We start from the raw sequence: 26,182 nt of genomic DNA, 5'->3' as shown, positions 1-26,182 counted from the left end.
ACGGTATCCATCGATCACCGCGACCGCCGGGCGGTGAATCGGCCGTCGGGTCGCCGACGACTACGATGACGCCATGGCCCAGACCCTCGCGTTGACGTTGACGCTGGAGCAGCGCGGTCCGGCGGGAGCATTCGTCCTCTCCGACGAGCAGGTGTCCGCGGTGGGGGAGGGGCGCCGGACGTTCCCCGTGCGCGTGAGCGTCAACGGGGTGACGCTCACGCTGCGGCTGGCCCGGATGGGCGGCGAGAACCTGATCGGGTTGTCCCGCGCGGCGCGGACGCAGGCGGGGGTGGACATCGGGGCGACGTACGAGGTCGCCGTCGCCCTCGACGCGGAGCCCCGCGGCGTGGAGGTGCCCGAGGACCTGGCCGCCGCCCTCGCCGGTGACGCCCGGGCCCAGGCGGCGTTCGAAGCGCTCGCCGCCTCGCACCGCAAGGAGTTCGTCCGCTGGATCACCGAGGCCAAGCGGGAGGCCACCCGGGCGCAGCGGGTCACGAAGACCATCGAGATGCTCCACGCCGGCCAGCACCGCTGAGCGTCCGGACACCACGGCAGCGATCGGGCGGGACGGGTCGACCGACCCGTCCCGCCCGGACCGCCGTGTCTAGCGGCGCGGCCGCTGCGGGACGCGCGGCAGGACGTAGGGCGGACCGCTGTAGATCAGATCCGCCTTCATCAGCTGGTACGCCCGCTTGGGCTGGTAGTTCTCGTCGTAGATCGTGGCCAGGCCCTCCGGCGGGTCGGAGAACCAGCCGGGCACCCAGGAGTGCTTGTCGGTGAATCCCCAGACGGTGAACGACAGGCAGTGCCGTTCGGCCAGGCAGGCCTGCAGCAGCACGCTGAAGTTCGCCGCCGCGGCCTGCAGCCGCGGGTTCACCTCGTTCGGGTCGCCCGCCTGGACTCCCTCGGTGAGCTGGCTGCGCACGTCGACCTCGGTGAACGCGGTGGCCAGCCCCAACCCGGCGAACTTCCGCAGCGCCTCGGCGACCTGGAAGGTGTCGAAGTTGCCGTACTGGGTGCCGAGGTGCCCCTGGCTGCCGATGCCGTCGATCGGTACGCGCTGGGCCAGCAGCTTCTTGGCCATGTCGTACACGAACTGGGTCTTGTCGTTCGCCGGGTCGCGGGAGCCGAAGGCCTCGATGTTGTAGTCGTTGTAGAACAGCAGGGCGTGCGGGTCGGCCGCGCGGGCCCACCGGAAGGCGTCGGCGATGTAGCCGGGACCGAGGTGCTCGGCCCAGAACCCCTTGTAGTGCAGGGTCGACGGGGTGTCCCAGGGGTCGCTGACCGCCTCGTTGACCACGTCCCACTGCCAGATCCGGCCCCTGAAGTGGGTGACCACGGCGGTGATGTGCCGGCGCAGGATGTCGCGCAGCTCGGCGTTGCTGATGGATCCGTCGGCCACGCCGGCGGTCAGCCAGCCGGGCAGCTGGTTGTGCCACACGAGGACGTGCCCACGGACGCGCTGGTTGTTCTGCTTGGCGAAGGCGAGGAGGCGGTCGGCGGGCTCCCAGTTGTACGTGCCGCGGGTCGGCTCCAGGCTCTCCCACTTCATCACGTTCTCCGCGGTGACCGTGGAGAACTCCGACGCGGCGAGCTGGCGGTATTGCGGGTCGGCGGGGTCGTCGAGGGCGGCCATGTCGACGGCCGTGCCGACGGCGAGGCCGTGGCGCAGCGCGAGGTTGCGCAGGCTCTGGTCGGTCGGGTCGTACGGGCGGCCGGCCGTCGCCGGCGGGCTGCTGAGCGTGGCGGCGGCGGCCACGGCGACCGCGCCGGCGGCTATCCATCGTCGCAGTTTCATGGGCTTCTCCGGTGTGCGAACGGGTCGACCGGGGCGTCGACCGGGAGGGCGCCTGGTGCGCGGCAGGTGAGCCGCCGGGACGCCGATCAGGGGAGACGGTGCGGGAAACGGTGGTGCGAGACCGAGCCGATACTTCCGAGCAAATTCCCGGTAACTGAGCCGGAACAATACGAGTGTCGATCCCCCTCGTCAACCATCGGTGACGCGGCGGCGACGGCCGGGGGAGCGGTCGCGGTAGGCGCAGGCCAGGCCCGGCGGGGCCTTGACCCGCATCGCGTCAGGTCATAACGTGCCCTCAAGCGATCGGAAGTACCGGCATCCCACCGAAAGTCCCGGGGCTCCGAGCAGGCGACCCGCCCGGCAAGGCTTCCCTTCGTTCGCTCAAGCGATGACGAAAGGGCGACAGGTGGCCGCGGACGATTCCCGGAAAGTCACCATCGCCGCGATCGCGCGGCTGGCCGGCGTGTCGGTGCCCACCGTGTCGCGGGTCGTCAACGGCCGCTCCGACGTCGCCCCGCGGACGCGGGAACGGGTCGAGGAGCTGCTGACCCGGCACGGCTACCGACGCCGCAGGCCGAGCACGCGGCCCAGCTCCGGTCTGATCGACCTGGTCTTCAACGACCTGGACAGCCCCTGGGCGGTCGAGATCATCCGGGGGGTCGAGGACGTCACGCACGCGGCCGGCATCGGCACCGTGGTCTCCGCGATCCACCGGCGCAGCTCGTCGGCCCGGCAGTGGCTGAACAACCTGCGCACCCGCTCCACCCAGGGGGTCATCTTCGTGACCTCCACCCTGGAGCCGCCGCTGCAGGCCGAGTTGCGCCGGCTCAACATTCCCGTCGTCATCGTCGACCCCGCCGGGGTGCCCCCGCAGGAGGCGCACACCATCGGCGCGACCAACTGGGCGGGCAGCCTACGCGCGACCGAGTACCTGCTCGGTCTCGGCCACCGGCGGATCGGCTTCGTCGCCGGGCCGCCGCAGCTGATGTGCAGCCGGGCGCGTCTGGACGGCTACCGGGCGGCGCTGGATACCGCCGGCCTGAGCGTCGACGAGGAGCTGATCTATCCGGGCAACTTCTACCACGAGGCCGGCTTCGCCGCGGGCAACCACCTGCTGCGCCTGCCCAAGCCGCCCACCGCGATCTTCGCCGCCAGTGATCAGATGGCCCTCGGTGTCTACGAGGCCGTGCGGCGACGCGGCCTGCGGGTGCCCGACGACGTCAGCGTCGTCGGCTTCGACGACCTGCCGGAGGTCCGGTGGTGCTCCCCGCCGCTGACCACCGTCCGGCAGCCCCTCGCGAAGATGGGCCTGCTCGCCGCCCGCACGGTCCTGCGCCTGGCCCAGGGTGAGCGGATCGAGAGCCCACGGGTGGAGCTGGCCACCCAACTCGTCGTCCGCGACAGCGCCGCCCCGCTGGCCGGCTGACCGCCACCAGCGCCCGGATCCGGTGGGAGTGGCTGCGGCGTCACCGGTAGGGGCGGCAGGAGGCCCGGACGACCAGCTCGGTGGGGAGCCGGATGTGGATGTCCCGCTCGACGCCGGCGATCAGGTCGATGAGCAGGCGCAGCGCCTCGGCGCCCATGCGCTGCAGCGGTTGCATGATCGTCGTCAGCGGGGGATTCACCAGCGCCGACTCCGGGACGTTGTCGAAGCCGATGACCGACAGGTCGTCGGGCACCGTGAGGCCCATGCTCCGGGCGACGTCCATCGTGGAGATAGCCGAGAGGTCGTTTCCGGCGAAGATCGCGGTCGGTCGGTCCGGGAGCGAGAGCAGTTCCGCCGCCGTACCGGCGGCGCTCTCGGTGCGGAACCCGCCGACGCGCACGATCCGCTCGTCCACGGGCACGTCGGCGTCGGCCATGGCCTTGCGGAAGCCGGCCTCGCGCAGGCGCGCCGACTCGAGGTCGGGGCGTCCGCTGATGTGCCCGATGCGGCGGTGGCCGAGCGACAGCAGGTAGTTGGTGGCGAGCACGGCGCCGGCGAAGTTGTCCGAGTCGACGGTGGGCAGACCGGACGGGCCGGTGTGCGGGTCGACGGCCACGACATGGAAGCCGTGCTTGGTCTCGATCACGGTCGGCGTGACGATCACGGCGCCGTCGATGAGGGTCCCGGACAGGCGGGCCAGCGAGCGCCGCTCCCAGCCGATGGCGGCGCCCTCGCCGTCGCCGCTGGAGTAGGCGAGCAGCTGGTAGCCACTGCCGGCGACCTCGCGGGACGCCCCCTTGAGCAGTTCGGTGGAGAACGGCTCGAACTCGGCGACAAGGATGCCCAGCACGTTCGTGCGGTGGCTGCGCAGGCTCTGCGCGCCCAGGCTGGCCTCGTAGCCGAGCTCGTGGATGACCTGCTGGACGCGCTCCACGGTCGCCTGGGCCACGCCGTACCGTCCATTGACAACCTTAGATACCGTAGCCACCGAGACGCCGGCGGTACGTGCCACATCCGACATCTTGACGCGCTCCGGGAACACCACCCGACGATGATAGAGCCGCTGCTCGGGCCCCGTCACGAGTGACTCGAAAACGTTATCGATACCGATTGACACCAAGTTTCACGACTGTAAAACTCCCCCGCAGGCCGAGTACCGCGACTGCCTGACGGAGGAGACATCGATGGCGACGAAGCGCCGTGCGGGTGCCGCTCTGGCACTGCTTATGACAAGCGCTCTCGTCGTCGCTGGTTGCAACAGCGGCGGCGACGACGAGGCGTCCAGCGAGAGCGAGCTGTACAAGAACCCGGTGACCCTGACCTGGTGGCACAACGCCCCCCAGGACGGTCCCGGCAAGGTTTACTGGGAGAAGGTCGCCAAGGACTTCTCCGCGCTCCACCCGACCGTCAAGATCGAGATCGAGGCGATCGAGACGAACCAGCTGCAGCGCACCCGCATCCCCGCCGCGCTGCTGAGCAACGACCCGCCGGACGTCTTCATGTCGTGGGGTGGCGGCGAGCTGGTGGAGCAGGTCGAGGCCGACTACCTCAAGGACATCACCGACCAGACCAAGACCGAGGTTGCCAACATCGGCAGCGCGGCCGAGATCTGGCAGGTGGACGGCAAGCAGTACGGCCTGCCGTTCCGGATGGGCATCGAGGGCATCTGGTACAACAAGGACATGTTCGCCCAGGCGGGCATCAGCGCTCCGCCGACCACGTTCGAAGAGCTCAACGCCGCGGTCACGAAGCTCAAGGCCATCAACGTCACCCCGATCGCCGTGGGCGCCGGTGACAAGTGGCCCGCCGCGCACTGGTGGTACAACTTCGCGCTGCGCGCCTGCTCGGTCGACACGCTGAAGAAGGCGTCCAAGGACAAGGTCTTCGACGACCCGTGCTTCGTGAAGGCCGGCCAGGACCTGAAGGCCTTCATCGACACCAAGCCGTTCCAGAACAACTTCATCGCCACGCCGGGCCAGAACGACCCGACCAGCGCGAACGGCCTGCTCGCCAACGGCAAGGCCGCGATGGAGCTGATGGGCGACTGGAACCGGGGCACGCTGGACAACGTCGCCACGGACAAGGCGAAGCTCGCCAAGTTCCTCGGCTGGTTCCCCGTGCCGGCGATCTCCGGTTCCGCCGGTGACCCGAAGGCGGCGCTCGGCGGCGGCGACGGGTTCGCCTGCGCCAAGAAGGCCCCGGCCGAGTGCGTCGAGTTCCTCAAGTACATCGCGAGCCCCGAGGTGCAGAAGGGCTACGCCGAGACGGGCACCGGACTCCCGGTCGTCAAGGGATCCGAGGCCGGGATCAAGGACCCCGCGCTGAAGGCCATCCTGCAGGCCACGTCCGAGGCGAGCTACGTCCAGCTCTGGCTGGACACTGCCTACGGCAGCACCGTCGGCACCGCGATGAACGACGGGATCGTCGGCATCTTCTCGGGCAAGGGGACGCCGGAGAAGGTCGTCGCGGGGATGAAGGCAGCCGCGAGCAAGTGACCTCCACCGACCAAACCCGGTTCCCCGCCGGCGGCGTCTCCGCGCCGCCGGCGGGTCACCGGCCCGCCGGGCGCTCGTCCTCCCGCCGGGCCGAGACCCGCCGTAAGTGGTACGAGATCATCGGGCTCACGACGCCGGCGCTCGTGGTCTACGTGATGTTCGTGCTGGTCCCGATGGGCTTCGCGGTCTACTACAGCCTGTACCGATGGCGTGGGGTCGGGCCCCCCACCGAGTACATCGGCTTCAAGAACTACACGCTCGCCTTCCAGGACCCGATCTTCCTCGACGCGTTGCGCAACAACGCCATCATCGTGTTCGGGTCGCTGCTGATCCAGGGCCCCATCGCCCTGGGCATCGCCCTGCTGCTCAACCGCCGCTTCCGCGGGCGCGCCGTGTTCCGCCTGCTGGCGTTCGTGCCCTACGTGCTCGCCGAGGTCACCGTCGGCATCATGTGGAAGCTGATCCTGGCCGAGGGCGGCACGGTCGACGCGCTGCTGCGATCCGTGGGACTGGGCAGCCTGGTGCAGGCGTGGCTCGCCGACCTCGACGTCGTCATCTGGACGCTGCTCTTCGTCCTCACCTGGAAGTACGTCGGCTTCGCGATCATCCTCCTGCTCGCCGGCCTGTCGAACGTGCCGCACGAGCTGACCGAGGCCGCCGCGATCGACGGCGCGAGCTGGTGGCAGACCCAGCGCCACGTCACCCTCCCGCTGCTGGGGCCGACCATCCGGATCTGGATGTTCCTGTCGATGATCGGTTCGCTGCAGGTCTTCGACGTGATCTGGGTGACCTCGGTGCCCGCGATCCGGTCGCTCGGGGCCTCCGGGACCATGGCGACGTACATGGTGGACAACGGGTTCTTCGCCCGGCTGTGGGGCTACGGCAACGCCGTGGCCGTGATCCTCTTCGTCATCTCGTTCGTCGCGGCGCTGCTGTTCCAGCGCTTCATCCTCCGTCGGGACATCGAGGGCGCCATCACGGGAAGGGCGAACTGATCATGGCCGTGAACCCCGTCCATCCTCCGTCCGCCGGGCGCCGGCCGGTGTCGTGGGGCACCCCGCTCACCTACGCGCTGGCGCTCGCCGTCGCGGCCGTGTCGATCGCCCCGATCCTGTACGTGATCGTCGGCGGTTTCCGCACCACGCCGCAGATCGTCGCGGACCCGGGCGGCCTGCCCGACCCGTGGGTCTTCGACAACTACACCCGGGTGCTGACGCAGAGCAAGTTCTGGCAGCAGGCGTTCAACAGCGGGGTGATCGCCCTCGGCACCACGCTCGGCGTAGTGGTGCTCGGCCTGGCCGCCGCGTTCGTGCTGGCCCGGTACAGCTTCCGGGGGCGTGAGGGGCTCTACACCTTCTTCACGCTCGGCCTGCTCTTCCCGGCCGGCGCGGCGATCCTGCCGCTCTACCTGATGCTGCGGGATCTGGGCCTGGTCAACTCCTACTACGCGGTGATCCTCCCGCAGGTCGCCTTCCAGTTGCCGCTGACGATCGTGATCCTGCGGCCCTTCCTGTCCGCCATCCCGAGGGAGCTGGAGGACGCCGCGGCCATCGACGGCGCCGGTCGGCTCGGCTTCCTCTGGCGCATCGCGCTGCCGCTGTCGCGGCCCGCGCTCGTCACCGTCGGCGTCCTCGCGTTCGTGGCCAGTTGGAACGCGTTCCTGCTGCCGCTGCTCGTCCTCGGCGATGTCGACCTGCACACCCTGCCGCTCGGGGTGCAGAACTTCTCCAGCCAGTTCTCCACCGACACCGCCGGCGTCCTCGCCTTCACGTCGCTCGCGATGCTGCCGGCACTGTTCTTCTTCACGCTCGCGGAGAAGCAGATCGTCGGTGGCCTGCAGGGTGCGGTCAAGGGCTGAGCGGCAGCGGTACAAGCACAACCAGAGAAAGGCACAGCATGACTGAGGTCCACGCGGTGGTGGACGGGTCGGTACCGGCCCAGACGGTTCCCGACCACGACCGGTCCGACGGGCATGTCGGCGAGGCGCGCGTACGTGAGCTGCTCGGCCGGATGACGATCGAGGAGAAGGTCGCGCAGCTCGTCGGCTTCTGGGAGAAGGAGGACGGCGAGGCGGTCGCACCCCTGCAGGGCGAGTTCGGCGACGCCGTCACGCTCGAGGACTTCGCCCGGCACGGACTCGGCCATCTCACCCGCGCCTACGGCACCCGCCCGGTCGACGCCGCGGACCGCGCGGCCTGGCTGTGGCGGTTCCAGCGGAACCTGGTGACGGGCACCAGGTTGGGGATACCGGCGATCGTCCACGAGGAGTGCCTGACCGGGCTCTCGGCGTGGAAGGCGGCCACCTTTCCCACCCCGCTGAGCTGGGGCGCCGCCTTCGATCCCGAGCTCGTCACCGAGATGGCCGCGGCCATCGGGGCCTCGATGCGGGCGCTGGGCATCCACCAGGGTCTCGCCCCGGTGCTCGACGTGATCCGGGACCCGCGCTGGGGCCGGGTCGACGAGTGCATCGCCGAGGACCCCTACCTGGTCGGCACCCTCGGCACGTCGTACGTGCGCGGCCTCCAGTCGCAGGGCGTGCACGCCACGCTGAAGCACTTCGCCGGCTATTCCGCGTCGCGCGCCGGGCGCAACTTCGCCCCGGTGCACGCCGGCCCCCGGGAGCTCGCCGACGTGCTGTTCCTCCCGTTCGAGATGGCGATTTTCGACGGGAACGCCCGCAGCATCATGCACTCCTACACGGAGATCGACGGCGTACCCGTCGCGGCCGATCCGGGGATGCTGACCGGCGTGCTGCGGGACAGTTGGGGCTTCGACGGCACGGTGGTGTCCGACTACTACGGTGTCGCCTTCCTGAACCTGCTGCACCACGTCGCGGCCGACCACGCCGAGGCGGCCGTGCAGGCGCTCACCGCCGGTGTCGACATCGAGCTCCCGACGGGCGACGCCTATCTGGCCCTGCCGGAGCGGGTGCGGGCCGGTGACCTCGACGAGGCGCTCATCGACCGGGCGGTGCTGCGGGTGCTGCGCGAGAAGCAGGAACTCGGGCTGCTCGACGCCACGTTCACGGACGAGCCGCCCCGGACGGTCGATCTCGACTCGCCGGAGCACCGGTCGATCGCTCGCCGCCTCGCCGAGGAGTCGGTGGTCCTGGTCGCCAACCAGGGCGTCCTCCCGCTGCCGGCGGGCCGACGCGTGGCGGTCATCGGTCCGAACGCGGACCGGCAGGCCGCCCTCTTCGGGTGCTACTCCTTCCTCAACCACGTGCTCGTCCAGCACCCCGGCGTGGAGACCGGCATCGAGGTGTCGACCGTCCTCGGCGCGATGCGGGAAGAGTTCGACGCCGAGCTCGTGACCTGGGCGGGTGGCTGCGACGTGGACACCCACGACCGGTCCGGGTTCGCGGAGGCCGTCGCCACGGCGGCCGCCGCGGAGGTCGCCGTGCTGGTCGTCGGTGATCACGCCGGTCTCTTCGGCCGCGGCACGGTCGGCGAAGGCTGCGATCGGGAGGACCTGGAGCTGCCCGGCGTCCAGCGCGAGCTGGTGGAGGCCGTGCTGGACACGGGCACGCCGGTCGTCCTCGTGCTGCTCACCGGGCGCCCGTACGCGGTCGGCTGGGCGCTGTCGCGCTGCGCGGCGGTGGTGCAGGCGTTCTTCCCCGGTGAGGAGGGGGCCGGCGCGATCGCGGGCGTGCTCTCCGGGCGGGTCAACCCGTCCGGCCGGCTGCCGGTCAGCCTGCCCGGTTCGGCGGGGGCGCAGCCGTACTCCTACCTGCACCCCACGCTCGGCGAGGGCAGCGAGGTGACCAACCTGCCGGCGACGCCCGCGGCGGCGTTCGGCGACGGCCTGTCCTACACGACGTTCGCGCACACCGGCCTCTGCGCCCCGACGACGGCGCCGACCGACGGAGCGCTGCACGTGACGGTGCGCGTGACCAACACCGGCGCGGTGGCCGGCGACGACGTCGTGCAGCTCTACGGCCGCGACCTGGTGGCGTCGGTGACCCGGCCGGTGGCGCAGCTGCTCGGCTACCGGCGGGTCCACCTGGATCCGGGCCAGTCGGTCACCGTCGAGCTGACGGTTCCCACCACCCGCCTGGCCTTCTCCGACCGCACGCTCACCCGCGTCGTGGAGCCCGGCGAGGTCCAGCTCTGGGTCGGCACGAGCGCGCGGCGGGACACCGAGGCACTGACCACCCTGGTCGGTGACACCGTGCCGGTCACCGCCGACTCTCCGCGCTGGACCACGTCCGAGATCCGGTGAGGCCGGTCCGCCGGGCGTCCCCGTGACGCCCGGCGGACCGGCGCCCGCTCAGTGGAGGGGTCCGTTCAACCAGCACGAGGGCGGTGAGGCCGTGCAGGTGCGTCGACAGCTGCGCTGGCTGGCCCGGGTGCTCGGCGCGTCGGCCGGCGCCGGACCGGCGGTTGACGCCGACGCCGGGTGGTCCTAGCGTGCCGGGAGATCGCGGCACTGTTCCGGAAATTCTCGGCCCGGTCCGGCCGGCTGTTAGGCGCACCCCGACGAGCTGAGAGGCGGCCGTGTACACCGACCTGCCCGAGGCGGAGCTGCGCGCCCACCGCAGCGACCTGCGCGAGCCGCCGGACTTCGACGCGTTCTGGGCCGACACCCTCGCCGAGGCCCGGTCCTGCGGCGAACCGGTCGAGGTGACCGCGGTGGCCACCCCGCTGGTCGGCCTGGACGTCTTCGACGTCACCTTCCCGGGCTTCGCCGGGCAGCCGGTGAAGGCGTGGCTGCGGGTGCCCCGGGGCGCGTCCGGGCCGCTGCCGGCCGTCGTGCAGTACGTCGGCTACGGCGGCGGGCGCGGCCACCCGCTGGAGAACCTGCTCTGGGCCGCCGCCGGGTTCGCCCACCTCCAGATGGACACCCGCGGCCAGGGCTCCGGCTGGAGCCGGGGCGACACCCCGGACGTCGCCGGGGCGGGCCCGCAGGCCCCCGGGATGACCACCCGGGGCGTCGAGGATCCGCGCCGCTACTACTACCGCCGCTTCCTCACCGACGCGGTCCGGGCCGTCGACGCGGCGCGCCGCCTGCCGGCGGTCGACGCCGCCCGGGTCGCAGTGCTCGGTCACAGCCAGGGCGGCGGCGCCGCGCTCGCCGCCGCCGCCCTGGTGCCGGACCTGCGCGCGGCGGTCGCGTACGTGCCGTTCCTCTGCGACATGCCGCGTGCCGTGACGATCACCGACGCCGCGCCCTACCGGGAGATCCGGGACTACCTGGCGGTGCACCGGGACCGGGAGGAGCAGGTGCTGCGCACGCTCGGCTACGTCGACGGTGTCGCGTTCGCCCGCCGGGCCACCGTGCCCGCCCGCTTCTCCGTGGCCCTGATGGACGAGATCGTGCCCCCGTCCACGGTCTTCGCCGCGGTCAACGCCTACCGGGGGCCGGCCGAGCTGGCGGTGTGGCGGTACAACGGCCACGAGGCGGGCGGGATCGACGACGACGCGGCAGCCCTCGACTTCCTCCGTACCGCCCTCGGCGGCTGACCTCCCGGAAAATTCCGGAATCACCGCCCGGTCGGTGAGCGCCGCCAGTGAGGTCGGGATCGTCATCCGCAGGTCGTGCCCACCCGCCGACGTGGCTTGAGTAGCGGCGATGCCTCGGGTCGGGATCGTCGGCCGCGGTCGAGGGTCCGCAACTTTTCCGGAAGTTGTTGACAGTGTGTCGCCGGGCGGCCGATGCTTTCGCCGTCGGGACCCATCCATCACCGCCGATGCCGACCGTCCGCGACCCGCTCCTCCGACGGCGGTCACGGGCCGCCGGCAGCTGCCGCCGGGTCGCGCCGCGCTGCTGGCCTCCGCCAGCCGTCGAGAGAGGAAGCACGCACATGACCGACGCCCCCGTCCCCGCGAGGACCACCAGACGTGGCCGCCTCCGAATGCTCATCGGCGGCGCCTGTGCCGCCGTCCTGGTCACGGCCGGCGCCACGGCCCTGCAGTCCAGCCCCGCGCACGCCGAGACCGTGACGTCGAACTCCACCGGGACGAACAACGGCTACTTCTATTCCTTCTGAAAGGACAGTGGCAACGTCTCCATGAACATGGGTAGCGGCGGCCAGTACAGCACCCAGTGGAGCAACGTCAACAACTTCGTCGCCGGCAAGGGCTGGAATCCCGGCGCACGCCGGACCGTGACCTACTCCGGCACGTTCAACCCGTCCGGCAACGCCTACCTGACCCTCTACGGGTGGACGAGGAACCCGCTCGTCGAGTACTACATCATCGACAGCTGGGGCACCTACCGGCCGCCGGGCGGCCAGGGGTTCATGGGCACGGTCACCAGCGACGGCGGCACGTACGACATCTACCGCACGCAGCGGGTCAACGCGCCCTCCATCGAGGGCACCCGCACCTTCTACCAGTACTGGAGCGTCCGGCAGTCGAAGCGGGTCGGCGGCACCATCACCGCCGGCAACCACTTCGACGCGTGGGCCCGGTACGGCATGAACCTGGGCAGCCACGACTACCAGATCCTGGCCACCGAGGGCTACCAGAGCAGCGGCAGCTCCAACATCACGGTGGGCGGCGCGGCCCCCGGCCCGACCACCCCGCCGCCCGGCGGCGGCTGCACGGTCAGCGTCACCCGCGCCGACGAGTGGAGCGACCGGTTCAACGTGAACTTCTCGGTCAGCGGCAGCAGCAACTGGGTCGTCACCATCCGCACGAACGGCGGCCAGACCCTGCAGAACAGCTGGAACGCCTCGATCAGCGGCACCAGCGGCACCCTCACGGCCCGGCCGAACGGCAACGGCAACAACTTCGGCATCACGCTCTACAAGAACGGCAACAACACGACGCCGACCGCGAGCTGCGCGGCCGGCTGACCTGGGAGCGGGTGGGGCGCCGGTCGACGTGCCGGCACCCCGCCCGCCCGACCAGGACCGGCCGGACGAGCACGGCCGCTCGTTTGCCCGGGGGCGGGACGGGTAGGCCGCGCCATGGCAGCCGCGCCGGTCACGCACCGCACCGTCGACGTGGACGGCATTCCGACGTTCTACCGGGAGGCCGGCGCGGCCGACGCCCCGATCGTGCTCCTGCCGCACGGCTACCCCTCGTCGTCCTTCCAGTTCCGCCACCTGCTGCCGGCCCTCGGCGACCGTTGGCGGCTGCTCGCCCCGGACCTGCCCGGATTCGGCTACACGCGGGCGGACGAGGGGCGTTTCGCCTACACCTTCGACGCGTACGCCGCCTTCCTGCGCCGGTTCACTGAGGTCCTCGACCTGCGCCGGTACGCCATCTACCTCCAGGACTACGGCTCCCAGTTCGGGCTGCGCCTGGCAATGGGCGCGCCGGAGCGGGTCGCCGCCCTGGTCATCCAGAACGGCGACATCTATCCCGACCAGCACGGACCGAAGTACGCGCCGCTCAAGAAGATGTGGGCCGAGCCGTACCCGCAGGCACTGGCGACGGTGGCACCGAACGTCTCGGAACGGGGATTCCGCGACGAGTTCGTGGGCGATCTGCCGGAGGAGATCGCCCAGCGGGTCAGCCCGGACCTGTGGGTCCTGTCCTGGGCGCAGGTGGGCCGCCCGCCCGGCCCGCACAACCTCGCCCGGCTGCTCGCCGACCAGCGCACCACCGTCGACTGGTTCCCGCGCCAGCAGGCGTACCTGCGCCGGCACCGGCCACCCACGCTCATCCTCTGGGGACCGCACGACGGCTACATGCCCGCGGACGCGGCACGGGCGTACCTGCGGGACCTCCCCGACGCGGAGCTGCACCTGCTCGACGGGGGCCACTGGCTGCTGGAGACCCACCTCGACGAGGTGGTGGCGCTGATGCGCGACTTCCTGGGGCGCGTGCACCGCTAGTGCCCCGCCGCCTCCGGTGGCCGTCCCGGGCACGGGATAGGGTGCGGCCGTGGAGGAACTGAGTCGCCTGTTCCGGCTGGCCGCCGACCACGCGGCCGACTACCGGCGGTCGTTGCCCGATCGAACGGTCGGCGTGCCGGTCGACCACGCGGCGGTGACCGACGGGTTCTCCGGCCCGTTGCCCTCCGGCCCCCGCCCGCCCGAGCAGGTGCTCGCGGAGCTGGTCGCCGCGGCCGAGCCCGGCCTGGTCGCCAGCGCCGGCCCGCGGTACTTCGGGTTCGTGGTCGGCGGCGCGTTGCCGGCGGCGACCGCGGCCGACATCCTCGCGGCCGGTTGGGACCAGCTCGCGTTCAACGCGGTCACCTCGCCGGCCGCCATCGCCGCCGAGGCCGCCGCCGGCGGCTGGCTGAAGGAGCTGCTGGGGATCCCGGCAGCCGCGTCGGTCGGCTTCGTCACCGGCGCCCAGGCGGCGAACACCGCCGGGCTCGCCGCCGCCCGGCACCGGGTGCTGGCCGACGCGGGTTGGGACGTGGAGCGGCAAGGGCTGCTCGGGGCGCCGCCGATCCGGGTGATCGTGGGGGATGAGCGGCACGGCACGATCGACCGGTCGTTGCGTCTGCTCGGCCTCGGGACGGACGTGCTGGAGCCGGTGCCCACCGGGCCCAACGGCGCCATCGACGTCGAAGCGCTGCGGGCCGTGCTGCGCGCCGGCGCCCCGGGCCCCACCATCGTGTGCCTGCAGGCCGGCAACGTGAACACCGGCGCCTGCGACGCGCTGCGCGAGGCGTGCGAGCTGGTCCACCGGCACGGCGGGTGGGCGCATGTGGACGGGGCATTCGGACTGTGGGCCGCGGCGAGCCCGACCACGCGGCACCTCGTGGACGGGATGGAGCTGGCCGACTCGTGGGCCTGCGACGGCCACAAGTGGCTGAACCTCCCGTACGACTCGGCCTTCGCGTTCTGCTCCCGGCCCGACGCGCACGCGGCGGCGATGTCGTACGCCGCCGCGTACCTGGTCGGTTCCGGCGGCTCGCCGGCGGGCGCGGACCTTACCGCCGAGTCCTCCCGCCGGGCGCGCGGGTTCGCCGTCTGGGCCGGTCTGCGGGAGCTGGGCCGCGACGGCGTCGCCGCGATGGTGGATCGCTGCTGCGCGCTGGCCCGCCGGTTCGCCGAGGGCCTGACCGCGGCCGGGTTCGAGGTGGCGAACGAGGTGGTCCTCAACCAGGTGCTGGTCGGCTTCGGCGACGACGCGCGCACCGACCGGGTAGTGGCCGCCGTGCAGGCGGACGGCACCTGCTGGGCGGGCGGGACGACGTGGCGCGGGCGACGCCTGATGCGCCTGTCGGTCTCGAACGCCACCACGAGTGAGGCGGACGTGGAGCGCTCGATCGCCGCGATCACCCGCCTCGCCGCCTGACACCGACCCCCTCCGGGGCCGGCCACCCCTTCGGTGGCCGGCGTGTGGCTCCGGGAACAGGCGGGGCTGGTCGCCGACCCGGTCTACACGGCCAAGGCGGCAGCGGCGATCCGTCAGCTGTGCGATGAACGGGATGTTTCCGGCCCGACGCTCCACTGGCACACCGCACCCGGCGCCACCGCCGCCGGTGGCCGCTGACCCGGGGTCAGCTCATGGCCACGGCGTACGCCTCCTCGCGGACGTCGGCGTCCGGGTGCCGGCGCAGCCCGATCAGCAGATCCCGCCACGGGGACCTCCACCCGAAGCCGGCCCCGTGCCGGACGAGCGCCACCGCGATCAGCCCACCGGCGAGGTCGCCGCGCCCCGCCAGTCGCGCGACGGTGCCGCTGAGGATCGCCGGGTCGGGCCACTCGCGAAGGCCCCGAAGCCGGGTGCCCGCGCGTTCGGCGATGCGGATCGCGAGGACGGGCCGATCCGCACACAGCCCGGCGACCTCGTCCAGATTGTCCAGCCGGCCGAGGTCGACCAGCAGCGCCGTGGCCGTGCCGGTGAAGGCGGGGTGCCCGGCGAGCCACCGCGCCGCGTCGACCAGGGCGGTCCGGTCGGCGTTCACCGGCCGGCTCCCAGACCGGACGGCCGCGCCGCGCGCGAGGAGTTCGATGCGCCGTCGGGCGGGGCGGTCCGCGGCCGGCCCGCCCGGATCGTCGTCGCCGGCGTCGCCGTCGACGAGCCGGGCCAGCGCGGCGCGGAGAACCTCGTCGCCACCGGCCCTCAGCAGGTTGGCGACCTCGATGTGCACCATCGACTCGTCGAGGTCGGTGAGCCGGTCGACGACCAGTCCGGTGACTCCGGCCAGCCACGGCGACCACTCACCGAGCTGGGCGAACGCGGCGCGCCGGGCCTCGCGGTCGGGAGCGCGGCAGGCCTCGACGATGAGCGCGCCGTAGCGGGGGCGGTGCCGTTCGGGGATCGTGTACGGGTAGGCGCGCAGGACGGCGCGGCGCTCCTCCCGGCTGCCGTCGACCGCGGTCCGCAGGATCGTCCAGCTCGCCTCGGTCTGCAGGCGCTGCCGGGCGGCGGAGACGATCGCCGCTCGCACGTCGCGGTGCGCGTCCGGGTTGCGGTACGCGTCGAGCAGCGTGGCCATCGCCCGCGGCGGACCGAGGCGGGCCAGCAGCCGGGCGGCCTCCTTCCGGCTCGTGATCTTCGCGGGGCCGGTCACCACCTCGCCGAGCGCCTGGGCCAGCCGGGACGGCGGGAGGTACCGGGCGGCGCGGCCGGCCGCGTACATCGCGACCCGCGCCCGGTCGCCGTCGGCGTACTGGAGCAGCACCGGCAGTGCCTCGTCCGGCCGGTCCGTCCAGACCAGTGCGCCGAGCGCCGCCTCGGCGATCGCCACCTCGGGGGCGTCGAGGTGGCGGACCACCAGTCCGCGGCCGGCGGCGCCGACGCCGGCGGCGGCCCGGATCGCCGCCGCACGCCGCCACACCCCCTGCTGGGCGTCGGCGGCGACCAACTGCTGCAGCTCCACGAACCGGGCCTGCTGGCGAGGCAGCCAGCGTTCGGTGTGCCACGCCCAGGCGGGCACCCATCGCGTGCCCGCTTCCACGAACCGGCCGCGCGGGCGGCGGTCCAGCACCCGGTCGAGCAGGCCGGTGCGGGATGCGCAGACCGTCGCCCACACCGGGTGGATCGTCACCGTGCTCGGATCGATGTCGAGCACCTCGGCCACCCGCGCCGAGCGCGTACGCGGGTCGTCGAGCCACAGCCCGATCGCCGTCCGGGCCACCGAGGGCAGCGTGTGCCGGCCGAGCGCCCGACGCAGCAGCTCCTGCAGCTCGGGCAGCCGCCGGGCCCGCCTGCCGAGCGCGTGGGTGAGCGCGAAGAGCGGGCCGTACCGGCCGCGGGCGATGCCGGCCTCGACCCAGCCGCGCAGCCGCGCGAAGACCATCGCCTCCTGCCCGGCGCGCAGCACCGTGTCGAAGCGGCGCAGCACCGGCATGTTCGCGCCGGTGCTGATCAGGTCGATCGTGAGCAGCGCCCACTCGCGTAGCTGCGGCACGGCGACGTGGTGCTGCAGCACCTCGGCGGCGAGGGAGCTCAGCGCTGTCGTGGTGGCGGCGGAGGCGTCGCGGGCGTCGACCGCGTCGGTGGTCAGCTGGGTGAGCCCGGCCGCCATGTCCTCGGTGAGCAGCGGCGCCACCTTCGCCAACGCGGTGAGCGCGGCCGCCCGCACCGGATCCTGTTCGTTGCGCAGCCGCCGGAGCCGGACGATCACCTCGGCCACCGCCTGCGGGTCGCGGGACCGACGGGCGGCCGCCACCAGCAGCGCGTAACCCTGCGCCCGCTCGTCGGCGTCGCCCGAGCGCAACGCCACGTCCAGCGCCGCGGACGCGTCCGGCCAGGCCAGGTACGCGCTCCAGCCGCGCACCTCGGCTTCCCACTCACGGATCCTCGCCAGGCCCAGCACCCGGGTCGCCTCGCGGACCCGGACCGCGGCCGGCAACACCTCCATCACCTCGGCAGCCGGAACCTGCGCCGCCGTGTCGACCTCGGCCAGGGCGCGGTCGTACAGCTCCCCGCGCCGGTGCGGCGCCACGGCGTCGAGCAGCGCCGCGAGCGCTGGGCTGTGGTCCCGGAACCGGCCGGCGACCGGCGCCAGCTCGTCGTCGGTCAGCGCCGCGAGGCGGCGCAGCAGGGCCGGCGGCAGCAGCGTCCGCGTCAACCAGGCCGCGCGGCCCGGCGTGCTGAGCAGGCGCGCGACCCGGCTCGCGTCGTGGGACGCGAGCCTGCCGTACGCGGCCAGCGAACCGGGCAGCGATTCCTCGGGCGCGTACCGTTCGAGCAGGTCCAGTGCCTGCGCCGGGTCGCATCGCAGCACGGCGCCGGCGGCGGCGCCCCAGACCCTCCCACGCAGCTCGGGCGGAGCAGCGGCCAGCCGCTCACGGACCCGGTCCACCAACGGGTCGTGGTGCCACCGGACCAGCCGCTCGAGGTTGAGCGCGTGCTCCAGGTCGGGCAGCAACGTGCGTACCGTCTCCGCGCCGCAGGCCGGCAGCAGCGCGGCGGCCTCCTCGTCACCGAACTGCGCGCGTACCTCGCTCATGAGCGCATCGGCGACCGCCGGCGCATGCCGGCGGCGCAGGGCCCGGTAGACACGCCGCCGCTCCGTCGCGGGCCGCTCGGTGAGGGGCCCGGCCGGGATGCCCGCCCGCAGCGCCGCGGTGAGCGCCGCGGCTCTGATCGACGGCTGCGGGTCCCGCGTCGCGGCGGCGATGCCGTCGGTGTCCTGGGCCACCATCGCGGCGACCAGGGCCAGATGCCGCTCGTAGGGGCCCTGCTCACGCAGGTCGGCGCAGACCCGGGCGCGATCGGCGGAGGTACGCGCCCAGCTTGCGATGCGGTTCATCCGCTCCCGGTGGGGAAGCGGATCGAGCGACGTCAGCAGGGTGCGGGTGGCGGCTGGCACGGCGTACATTGTGCCCGCGAGCCCGCCGGAGCGAGATCCCTTGTTCCCGCGCCCGGCGGACCCGGTCGGCTCACGCCGCGTCGCTGCGCCGGGCGTCCTTGACGAACACGATCCCGTCGGTGCTGGCCACGTGGGCCGGATCGAGCGGGGCGTACCCGAACCAGGGGGACACCCGGGCGGCGGGCGCCGCGTCGGCGAGGACGGTGGCCAGTCGGCGGGCGTCGACGAGGTGACGGTCCTCCGGGAGCGCGTACAGCAGGCCCTCGACGGTGTCCGGGGGCGGGGTGTCGACCCCCTGGTGGCGGATCGTGCCGAGGGCCGTGGCGAGGAAGGCGTACCCGTCGCCCAGGTGGGCGTCGACGATCGCGCCGGCGCTCCACCATTCCACCGGTCGGCCGCCCATCCGCATGCTGCTCTTCTTCCGCTGGAGATGGCCGTTGTGGGCGTTCACCAGCGTCGGCCCGCGGTCGGCGAGGGCGAGCAGGTTGGCGGCCATCATCGAGTCCCGCACGCCGAGCAGCCGCGCCAGGCGGCTCGGTGACGGGTCGGCCATCGCGACGTGGTAGCGCAGCAGCCCGGTGGCGGTACGCCCGTACAGGCGGGCCCGGTCCCACTCCTTTCGTGAGGAGGCCGCGATCAGGTGTGGTGTCTGCGCGTCGAGCAGGGCCACCAGGTCGTCGGCGAGCAGCCGCAGCTGCCCGGCCTCGGGCGTACCTCCCACGGACCGGCTCGGGTCCATCATGGCGGCGGGGTTCGTCCAGCGGTCGTCGGCTCCGATCAGGTGGTCGAGCGTCGCGGCGTCGCAGGGGAGCAGGCCGGGGTCGACCCGGGCGGTGAGGTAGGCGTGGAGCGCGGTGAGGGCCTGCCGGGGGCTCGCGGCGCCGGTGATCTCCAGCGGGCCGTCGAAGCCGGCGAAGCGGACCTGCTGCGACGCCGGCCGACCGTCGTTGTACGCACGCATCCACCGCACCAGCTCACGGTTGCCCGGGAAGGCGCCCCACTCGTGGCTGAAGCCGCGCTCCATGACCTCGTCGAGGGTTCCGGCGCCGGAGGTGACGTGGTCGTCCACGACCAGGCCCATCAGGCAGTCGCTCTCGATCGCGATGGTCCGGTAGCCCTCCTGCTCGACGAGTTGCCGGAACAGGTCGTTGCGCAGGTCGAGCAGAACGTGCTCGCCGTGGGTGGGCTCGCCGAGCGCGAGCAGCCGAGGCCGGGTCGGGAGCAGCCGCATGGCGGCGGCGGCGTCAACGGCATGGGCGGTGTCTCTGATACCAGCAGTCATGGCATCAACGCTATCGTTGAACCTCCGGTGGAGACTTTTGCGCGAGTTGAGCGGGGCGATGAGGCGAAACCTTCAAGGCGTTGGACGGCTCCGACCGGTTGATCTGGCGTGCGACCACGGTCTGTCGACGCAGGCGGTCAGGAACTACGAGGCCGCCGGCATCCTCCCGGAGGCCGACCGCACCCCGCACGGTTACCGCACCTACACGCCGCGGCACGCGCTGGCCCTGCGCGCGTTCCTCGCCCTCGTGCCCGGACACGGCCACCGGACGGCCGCGTCGATCATGCAGGCGGTCAACCGGGACGCCACCGAGGAAGCGCTCCGGCTCATCGACGAGAGCCACGCCCAACTGCTCGACGACCGCCGCACCCTCCGGGCCGTCGAGGCCGCGCTGCGCGACCTGGAGCCGGTGCCGCCCGAACGCGGCGACACGTTCGTCGGCCCCCTGGCGAGAAGCCTCCACCTCCGCCCGGCCACCCTCCGCAAGTGGGAACGCGCCGGCGTGGTCCAGCCGCGCCGCGACCCGCGGACGGGCTACCGGGTCTACCGCGCGGCCGACGTGCGCGACGCCCGGCTGGCCCACCAGCTCAGACGGGGCGGCTACCTGCTGGAGCAGATCGCCCCGCTGATCGACCAGGTCCGCGCCGCCGGAGGCGTGGCGCCACTCGAGTCGATGCTGGGCGACTGGCACGCCCGCCTCGCCGCCAGGAGCCGTGCCATGCTCACCGGCGCCGCCGCGCTGGACGCCTACCTCGAATGCCGAGCGGCCCCGCCCGGGGACCAGCCGACCGAGGGCGCCGCCGCCAGGTGACGCCACCCGCCGGCGCCGCCGCTCACCCGGTCGGTCTACTTGCACGGTGTGTTCCGGCAAGCCACCCGGAGCCGAGGTCCGGTGGGCCTACGGTGGAGACCGTTGCGGGGCGGGCTCCGGCCCGGGCCGCACACGACCTCGTGGGGACAGCCGGAAGGCATCGATGGCCGAGACGACCGCGCCGGGCCGCGTACGGCACGCCGGGGCGTGCCCCGGCGGCCACCGCTGAAATGGACTGGGCCGGATGGGCAGTGTTCGGGTTGGTCGCCACCGCGGCACTCACCGCGGCGCTGATCACGGCGCAGATGGCCGGGTTCACCCGCCTGGACTTTCCCCTGGTGCTGGGGACCCTCGTCACCGAGGACCCCGACCGGGCCCGGGTCGTCGGCTTCTTCATCCACCTGCTCGCCGGTCAGGGCTTCGCCCTGGGGTACGCGGCCGCGTTCGCCGTGCTGCACCGCGCGACCTGGTGGATCGGCGCGCTGTTCGGCGGGCTCCACGTCGCCATCGCGCTCACGGTGCTCCTCCCGCTCCTGCCAGGTGTCCATCCGCGGATGGCCTCGCAGCGGGCCGGCCCGTCCAGCACGGCCGTGCTGGAGCCACCCGGTCTGTTCGGGCTCAACTACGGCGTCCAGACGCCCGCCGTCGCGGCCGTCGTCCACGTCATCTACGGGGTCGTCCTCGGACTGCTCCTCCGGGCCGATTGAGCCGCAGGGACCCTCGACGCCGGGCGCGATCCGCGGGCGCCCGGCGACCGGCGGGCCGGCCGTGACCGGGCCCCGTCCTCTGGCGCCGATCAGCGACTACGGGCTGCTGGGCGACACCCGCACCGCCGCCCTCGTGAGCGGCGACGGCGCGGTCGACTGGCTCTGCGTACCCCGGTTCGACGGTGAGCCCCTGTTCGGACGCCTCGTGGGCGGGCCGGAGGCGGGAACGTTCCGAGTCGGCCCGGCCCCGCCCGCCCCGGTCGTCGAGCGGCACTACCGGCCGGACACCGCGACGATCCGGACGACGTGGGCGGTGGGCGACCGCCGGCTCACCCTCACCGAGTCCATGGTCGCCGAGGTCACCGGACGGCTGCTGCCCGCCACGCTGCTCGTGCGGCGACTCTCGGCCGAGGGCGGACCGGTCGACGCGGTCGTCGAGTTCGACCCCCGCCTCGGCGAACGGCATCGGCGGCCCCGCGTCCGCCGCCGCGGCGGAGTCCTGGTGTGTGAGTGGGGGTCGCTGGCCGTGTCCCTGAGCTGCGCGCCCGACATCGCGGTCGAACCCGGCCGGCCGACCTCCGTCGCGGTGACGCCCGGCCGCCCGGTCACCCTCGTCCTCGCCGTGGCCAGCCGCGAGCCGCTGGTCGACGTCGAACCCGAGGCGGCCTGGGACGCCGTCCTGCGCGACGAGGCCCGCTGGCAGGCCTGGACGGCCGGGATCGACGGCTCGCTGCCGTTCCGCGAGGACGTCGTCCGCAGCCTGCTGACCCTGCGGTTGTTGACCTACTCCCCGTCGCAGGCCCCGGTCGCGGCGCCGACCACGTCGCTGCCCGAGGATCCCGGAGGGATGCGGAACTGGGACTACCGCTACGTCTGGCCGCGCGACGCCAGCATCGGCGTCAACGCGTTCCTCGGCGTCGGCAAACTCGACGAGGCGCACGGTTTCCTCGCGTGGCTGCTGCACGCCAGCCGGCTGGACCGGCCGCGCCTGCCGGCGCTGTTCACGCTGACCGGCCGCCGCGTGCCACGGGAACGGGAGCTGGCCGGCTGGCCCGGCTATCTCGGCAGCGTCCCGGTGCGGTTCGGCAATGCCGCCGCCGGCCAGCACCAGCTCGACGGCTACGGCTGGGTGGTGGACGCCGCCTGGGTGTTCGTCCAGGCCGGGCACCGCCTCTACTCCGAGACGTGGCGGGCCGTGCGCGGCTTCGCCGACGTCGTCGCGGGCCGGTGGGGGGAGCCCGACGCCGGCATCTGGGAGGTCCGCGAGGCCGGTCAGCACGTGCACTCCAAGCTCATGGGCTGGCTCGCCCTCGACCGGGCCCTGCGCATCGCCGAAACCCACCGGCTTTCCGCGCGGCAACGTCGGCGCTGGCAGCAGGCCCGGGACGCCATCGCCGAGGAGGTGCGGGCGCGCGGCTTCGACCCGGCGCAGGGGAGCTACGTCCGCAGCTACGGCTCCGAGGACCTGGACTCCTCGCTGCTCGTCCTTCCGCTGCTCGGCATCGACGGCATCGAGTCCGCCCGGGTGAGCGGCACCATCGACGCCATCCGCGAACGGCTCTCCGCCGGCGGTCCGCTGCTCCACCGCTACCCGCCGGGACACGACGGTATCTCCGGTACCGAGGGCGCCTTCCTGCCCTGCTCGTTCTGGCTCGTCCAGGCCCTCGCCAGCACCGGGCGACGCCACGACGCCGAGGAGCTGTTCCGGGCGCTGCGCGAGCACGCCAGCCCGCTGGGCCTCTACGCCGAGGAGCTCGATCCCGCGACCGGCGCCCACCTCGGGAACTATCCGCAGACGCTGACCCACGCCGCGCTCGTCCAGGCGGCACTCGCGATCCGGGACAGTCCCGGTTGAGGTGGCGGCGCGGCCGCCGCCCCTACCGGCGTCCGCGTGCGCCGATCCGGGTGGTGGGTGTCGGGTCAGTCGCCGACGCCGAGGTGCAGCAGCCACACCCGGTCGGGCACGCGGACCACGAGATCGACGTAGGCCGCCTCGTACCAGTCACCGGTGTCCACGGTCAGGGTCCAGGCCTCGGCGGACTCCGGCCAGAGTCGTCGCATCAGTGCCAGGACCCAGTCGGCGAGTCCGTCGGCCACCTGCCGCGCGGCGGACTCCGGCGCCCAGGCCTCGGGTTGCCGGGCCGGCACGAACAGTCCGGGCAGCGCCTCACGGACCAGCGTCGACCACGACGTCACCGGTTCCCACCGCGCGGTCCGGCAGCGCTCCGGCAGCAGCGCGTCGATCGCCGCGACGACATCGCCGCCGACAACGCGGACCAGTCGAACCGCTCACCGGAACAAGACCAGCGAGCATCGGGACGCGGCGGCCAGCCGGGACGCCCTCACCCGCGCAGCCCTTGTCCGGTGGCGATGATCGCCTTCTCGAACCACGTCGAGGTGTCTCCTGTGGAGCGGGTCCAGACGGCGATGCACTGCACGACCCGGGTGTGGCGCACGCAGCCGTAACGGTGGGGAACCGCGTCCCGTCAGGGAGCGTCATGGTGGCGGTCACCGCCCGGCCGGGCACGCCGGTCCCGGCCGGCAGGTCGGCGGCGGCGTGCCCGTCGGTCACCTGGCCCGCCTCCACGTCCTGGTCGCACGTCTCGAAGAGGTCGAAGATTTGCCGTACGGCCTCGGCCGCCACCGCCTCGGTCGGGTAGACCACGGTCTCCTGGGTGATCTCGACGAACTCCTCCGGCGTGGTGCCGTCCGGGGTGCCGAAGACATGTGCCACCGCGGCGAGGCGCCGGTCCAGCAGCGGCAGTAGCCGGCCGCAGGCCATCCCGTCGGAGTCGAGCTTCTCGTCCCGGTAGGCCGGATCCTCGGCCAGCCCGATCAGAGTTCCGTTGGCGGCGTACCGGTCCCGGAGCGCCTGCGCGGCGCCGCCGTCACGGGGCGAGGGGGCGACCAGGGACGGCGCGGACGCTGCCGGCGTCGACTCACCTGTGGCCGGAGCCGGGGCGCAGGCGGCGATCGAGGCGAGGACGGCGAGGACAGCCACCGATGCGGGCGAGCGTCGGATCATGGCGGCGAGCATAGGCGAACGATCACCTCCCCGGCCCTGCAGTGGCGGTCCCGAAGGCGTGCCGTGTCACCTCGCGAGGGGTCAGGTCGCGCGACGGTGGGAGCCCGGCGTGGCCGTCGCCGCTGGAGGTTCACGGTGGGCGGTCTCCGGGCTCGCGTCCGCCGCCTCCCCGGCGGGTCAGCGGTCGCCGCAGGTGCGGTGGGCCGCAAGGGCCCCGCCGCCCCCGGGCACCGTGGCCCGTGGGGCCCGGGCTCGGCCGGTCCGTCCTGCGCGCCCGGCAGGTGGCGCCCGATGCGGACGCGCCGAGGCTCGTCCGGCGAGGGCGCGGGCGGCCGGCGGCGGTGGTGGGGGCCGTCCGGACCGGGGTCGCCACCCGCGGGTCGGGCGGAACCGTCCGCGTCGCCACATCGTGCACGTGGCGGGCGTGCCGCAACGGGGACAGCAGCAGCGGGAGGGGCGCGAGGGTGAGGCCGGCGCCGATGACCAGCAGGGTCGAGCGGACGCCGATGATCTCCCCGAGCAGGCCGCCGAGCAGGCCGCCGAGCGGCAGCGCGCCCATGACCAGGAACCGCATGGTGGCGTTGACCCGGCACTGGAGTCGCGCGGGCACGGTGGCCTGCCGGTAGGTGGTCTGGGCGATGCCGTAGACGATCTGACCGATGCCGCTGCCGAGGAGGCCGACCACGAAGAAGGCCAGGCCCCAGCCGCGGCCGGTCAGGGGAACCAGCAGGTTGAACGGGCTGCTCACCACGGGGGCCAGCCAGATGGCGCGGGCCAGGCCGATGCGACGCGCGAGCCGGCCCGCCGTGACGGCGCCCAGCAGTGCCGCGGCGGGGGCGGCGGACAGCAGCACGCCGACGGCGCCGGGGGAGACACCCACGGTCTCGACCAGGAACAGGACGATCAGGGCGGTGGCGGCGGTGAACAGCAGGTTGACCAGGGCGCTCGTGGCCGCGATGGCGCGCAGCACGGGATCACCGAGGACGAAGGTCAGGCCCTCCCGGGCCTCGTGCGCCGTGCTCACCGGTGCGGGCCGCCGGGGCACCGGCTCCGGGGCCCGGATCCGGGCCAGGCACACGGCACTGACCAGGAAGCTCACCGCGTCGACCAGCAGGGTGTTCGTCGCGCCCACCAGCTGCGTGAGCCAGCCGCCGAGGCTGGGGCCGGCGACCTGACCGGAGGAGCGAACGGTCTCCAGGGTGCAGTTGCCGCGCAGCAGGTCCGCCCGGTGGAGCAGCTTCGGCAGGTACGACTGGTGGCCGATGTCGAACAGCACCCGCATGACGGCCATGACCGCGGCCGCGGCGATCAGCAGCGGCAGCGTGAGCCGGCCCAGCGCGGCCGTCACGGTGACCGTCACGAGCGCCGCACACCGGACCAGATCGGTCATGATCAGCACCGGCCGGAGCCGGCGCCGGTCCAGCCAGACGCCGGCCGGCACCCCGAGCAGCAGGAACGCGCCGTTCTGCACGGCCACCAGGACGCCCAGTTGCACGGGTGTGGCGTGCAGGATCAGCACCGCGATCAGCGGGAACGCGATCGCCGTGACGTCGGTGCCCAGTTGGGTGGCCGTCTGGCCGGCGACGAGCAGCCGGAAGTCGGCGGACCGCCCGGGCGGGCCCGGAGGTCGAACTGTCATCTGTGCCCTCGCACGTGCGGTGACCCCCCGGCGCGTCCGTCGCGGCGATCCGGGCGTCGACCGGCCGCGGGGCGGGCACGGCGCGTACGGGTCGCCGTGGCGGGACGGCGGGGTGGAGGCGGACCGTCGGCGGACACCGCCGCGGGGGAGCCGGCCACCGGCCCGCCGGTCGGCGGCGGGCGGGAGCGTGCGAAGAGCGGCTCGGGGCGTTGGGGGAGACCCGCGGCCCTCGGTCAGAGGTTAGCCCAGCGGCCTCGGGGTGCGCGCCCGATCGTGCACGGTGCCCGCACCTGACGCGGGGCCCCGCGCGCCTGCGGGGCCCCGCGC

The 26,182-nt window shown here is 73.3% G+C and carries 19 protein-coding genes and 1 pseudogene; 13 read left to right on the top strand and 7 right to left on the bottom strand.

The window, feature by feature from the left end:
* The first annotated feature begins 73 nt into the window (after positions 1-73).
* Positions 74-535 carry a YdeI/OmpD-associated family protein gene (locus tag RMN56_RS27625; protein WP_313720583.1) on the top strand — a complete coding sequence of 154 codons (462 nt, stop codon included), beginning with the start codon at positions 74-76 and terminating at the stop codon, positions 533-535.
* Between the two features lie 69 nt (positions 536-604).
* Here the strand turns inward: RMN56_RS27625 and RMN56_RS27620 are convergent, their stop codons facing one another.
* Positions 605-1,798: an endo-1,4-beta-xylanase gene (locus tag RMN56_RS27620; protein ID WP_313720582.1), complete on the bottom strand. Its 1,194-nt coding sequence runs from the start codon at positions 1,796-1,798 to the stop codon at positions 605-607.
* 388 nt (positions 1,799-2,186) lie between these two features.
* Here RMN56_RS27620 and RMN56_RS27615 point away from each other — a divergent pair, with 388 nt between their 5' ends.
* Entirely contained in the window at positions 2,187-3,224 is a 1,038-nt protein-coding gene (locus RMN56_RS27615; RefSeq protein ID WP_376787239.1) for a LacI family DNA-binding transcriptional regulator, read from the top strand.
* A 40-nt stretch (positions 3,225-3,264) separates the two neighbouring features.
* Here RMN56_RS27615 and RMN56_RS27610 read toward each other — a convergent pair whose 3' ends face one another.
* Positions 3,265-4,245: a LacI family DNA-binding transcriptional regulator gene (locus tag RMN56_RS27610; protein WP_313724876.1), complete on the bottom strand. Its 981-nt coding sequence runs from the start codon at positions 4,243-4,245 to the stop codon at positions 3,265-3,267.
* Between the two features lie 205 nt (positions 4,246-4,450).
* On the opposite strand from RMN56_RS27610, the gene RMN56_RS27605 reads away from it, so the two are divergent.
* From RMN56_RS27605 to RMN56_RS27570, 8 genes and pseudogenes are all read left to right on the top strand, one after another.
* Positions 4,451-5,719 (top strand): extracellular solute-binding protein, encoded by a 1,269-nt coding sequence (locus tag RMN56_RS27605; RefSeq protein ID WP_313720581.1) that lies wholly within the window; start codon positions 4,451-4,453, stop codon positions 5,717-5,719.
* Positions 5,716-6,714, top strand: a complete 999-nt coding sequence (locus RMN56_RS27600; protein WP_313720580.1) for a carbohydrate ABC transporter permease — start codon at positions 5,716-5,718, stop codon at positions 6,712-6,714. Before RMN56_RS27605 ends, RMN56_RS27600 begins: the two co-directional genes overlap by 4 nt.
* Entirely contained in the window at positions 6,711-7,577 is an 867-nt protein-coding gene (locus RMN56_RS27595) for a carbohydrate ABC transporter permease (RefSeq protein WP_313724875.1), read from the top strand. Before RMN56_RS27600 ends, RMN56_RS27595 begins: the two co-directional genes overlap by 4 nt.
* Before the next feature lie 38 nt (positions 7,578-7,615).
* Positions 7,616-9,940 carry a beta-xylosidase/alpha-l-arabinosidase gene (locus tag RMN56_RS27590; RefSeq protein ID WP_313720579.1) on the top strand — a complete coding sequence of 775 codons (2,325 nt, stop codon included), beginning with the start codon at positions 7,616-7,618 and terminating at the stop codon, positions 9,938-9,940.
* 275 nt (positions 9,941-10,215) lie between these two features.
* Positions 10,216-11,181 (top strand): acetylxylan esterase, encoded by a 966-nt coding sequence (locus RMN56_RS27585; protein ID WP_313720578.1) that lies wholly within the window; start codon positions 10,216-10,218, stop codon positions 11,179-11,181.
* Between the two features lie 341 nt (positions 11,182-11,522).
* Positions 11,523-12,518: pseudogene (locus tag RMN56_RS27580) on the top strand (glycoside hydrolase family 11 protein).
* Between the two features lie 114 nt (positions 12,519-12,632).
* Positions 12,633-13,505, top strand: coding sequence for an alpha/beta fold hydrolase (locus RMN56_RS27575; RefSeq protein WP_313720577.1), 873 nt, complete (start codon positions 12,633-12,635; stop codon positions 13,503-13,505).
* A gap of 49 nt (positions 13,506-13,554) precedes the next feature.
* A complete protein-coding gene (locus RMN56_RS27570; protein WP_313720576.1) occupies positions 13,555-14,922 on the top strand; it encodes a pyridoxal phosphate-dependent decarboxylase family protein in 1,368 nt (455 codons plus the stop codon).
* Between the two features lie 205 nt (positions 14,923-15,127).
* On the opposite strand, the gene RMN56_RS27565 is transcribed toward RMN56_RS27570, so the two are convergent.
* Positions 15,128-18,400, bottom strand: coding sequence for a HEAT repeat domain-containing protein (locus RMN56_RS27565; protein WP_313720575.1), 3,273 nt, complete (start codon positions 18,398-18,400; stop codon positions 15,128-15,130).
* 61 nt (positions 18,401-18,461) lie between these two features.
* Positions 18,462-19,673 (bottom strand): erythromycin esterase family protein, encoded by a 1,212-nt coding sequence (locus tag RMN56_RS27560; protein ID WP_313720574.1) that lies wholly within the window; start codon positions 19,671-19,673, stop codon positions 18,462-18,464.
* A 58-nt stretch (positions 19,674-19,731) separates the two neighbouring features.
* Between RMN56_RS27560 and RMN56_RS27555 the strand changes: the two genes are divergently transcribed.
* The 3 genes from RMN56_RS27555 (at position 19,732) to RMN56_RS27545 (ending at position 23,046) form a co-directional block, all read left to right on the top strand.
* Positions 19,732-20,484: a TioE family transcriptional regulator gene (locus RMN56_RS27555; protein WP_313720573.1), complete on the top strand. Its 753-nt coding sequence runs from the start codon at positions 19,732-19,734 to the stop codon at positions 20,482-20,484.
* A 251-nt stretch (positions 20,485-20,735) separates the two neighbouring features.
* Entirely contained in the window at positions 20,736-21,191 is a 456-nt protein-coding gene (locus RMN56_RS27550) for a hypothetical protein (RefSeq protein ID WP_313720571.1), read from the top strand.
* Between the two features lie 61 nt (positions 21,192-21,252).
* A complete protein-coding gene (locus RMN56_RS27545) occupies positions 21,253-23,046 on the top strand; it encodes a glycoside hydrolase family 15 protein (RefSeq protein WP_313720569.1) in 1,794 nt (597 codons plus the stop codon).
* Positions 23,047-23,111: 65 nt separating this feature from the next.
* Here RMN56_RS27545 and RMN56_RS27540 read toward each other — a convergent pair whose 3' ends face one another.
* The 3 genes from RMN56_RS27540 to RMN56_RS27530 all read right to left on the bottom strand — a co-directional run bounded on the left by RMN56_RS27540 (position 23,112) and on the right by RMN56_RS27530 (position 25,855).
* Positions 23,112-23,387 (bottom strand): hypothetical protein, encoded by a 276-nt coding sequence (locus RMN56_RS27540; RefSeq protein ID WP_313720567.1) that lies wholly within the window; start codon positions 23,385-23,387, stop codon positions 23,112-23,114.
* Positions 23,359-24,216: a hypothetical protein gene (locus RMN56_RS27535; RefSeq protein WP_313720566.1), complete on the bottom strand. Its 858-nt coding sequence runs from the start codon at positions 24,214-24,216 to the stop codon at positions 23,359-23,361. Before RMN56_RS27535 ends, RMN56_RS27540 begins: the two co-directional genes overlap by 29 nt.
* A gap of 130 nt (positions 24,217-24,346) precedes the next feature.
* The gene (locus RMN56_RS27530) at positions 24,347-25,855 is read right to left on the bottom strand and encodes an MFS transporter (RefSeq protein WP_313720565.1); all 1,509 of its coding nucleotides are present in this window, start codon (positions 25,853-25,855) and stop codon (positions 24,347-24,349) included.
* Positions 25,856-26,182: the final 327 nt, after the last annotated feature.

This window comes from Micromonospora halotolerans (assembly GCF_032108445.1).
GTDB classification, from domain to species: Bacteria; Actinomycetota; Actinomycetes; order Mycobacteriales; family Micromonosporaceae; genus Micromonospora; species Micromonospora halotolerans.
This window is presented reverse-complemented; position numbering and strand designations above follow the sequence as displayed.

Excerpts from the sequence above, each read along its gene's own strand:
- RMN56_RS27625 (WP_313720583.1), top strand. The coding sequence starts at position 74 with ATGGCCCAGACCCTCGCGTTGACGTTGACGCTGGAGCAGCGCGGTCCG.
- RMN56_RS27615 (WP_376787239.1), top strand. The coding sequence starts at position 2,187 with ATGACGAAAGGGCGACAGGTGGCCGCGGACGATTCCCGGAAAGTCACC.
- RMN56_RS27565 (WP_313720575.1), bottom strand. The coding sequence starts at position 18,400 with ATGTACGCCGTGCCAGCCGCCACCCGCACCCTGCTGACGTCGCTCGAT.
- RMN56_RS27535 (WP_313720566.1), bottom strand. The coding sequence starts at position 24,216 with ATGATCCGACGCTCGCCCGCATCGGTGGCTGTCCTCGCCGTCCTCGCC.
- RMN56_RS27610 (WP_313724876.1), bottom strand. The coding sequence starts at position 4,245 with ATGTCGGATGTGGCACGTACCGCCGGCGTCTCGGTGGCTACGGTATCT.
- RMN56_RS27620 (WP_313720582.1), bottom strand. The coding sequence starts at position 1,798 with ATGAAACTGCGACGATGGATAGCCGCCGGCGCGGTCGCCGTGGCCGCC.
- RMN56_RS27575 (WP_313720577.1), top strand. The coding sequence starts at position 12,633 with ATGGCAGCCGCGCCGGTCACGCACCGCACCGTCGACGTGGACGGCATT.
- RMN56_RS27530 (WP_313720565.1), bottom strand. The coding sequence starts at position 25,855 with ATGACAGTTCGACCTCCGGGCCCGCCCGGGCGGTCCGCCGACTTCCGG.
- RMN56_RS27555 (WP_313720573.1), top strand. The coding sequence starts at position 19,732 with ATGAGGCGAAACCTTCAAGGCGTTGGACGGCTCCGACCGGTTGATCTG.
- RMN56_RS27560 (WP_313720574.1), bottom strand. The coding sequence starts at position 19,673 with ATGACTGCTGGTATCAGAGACACCGCCCATGCCGTTGACGCCGCCGCC.
- RMN56_RS27605 (WP_313720581.1), top strand. The coding sequence starts at position 4,451 with ATGACAAGCGCTCTCGTCGTCGCTGGTTGCAACAGCGGCGGCGACGAC.
- RMN56_RS27590 (WP_313720579.1), top strand. The coding sequence starts at position 7,616 with ATGACTGAGGTCCACGCGGTGGTGGACGGGTCGGTACCGGCCCAGACG.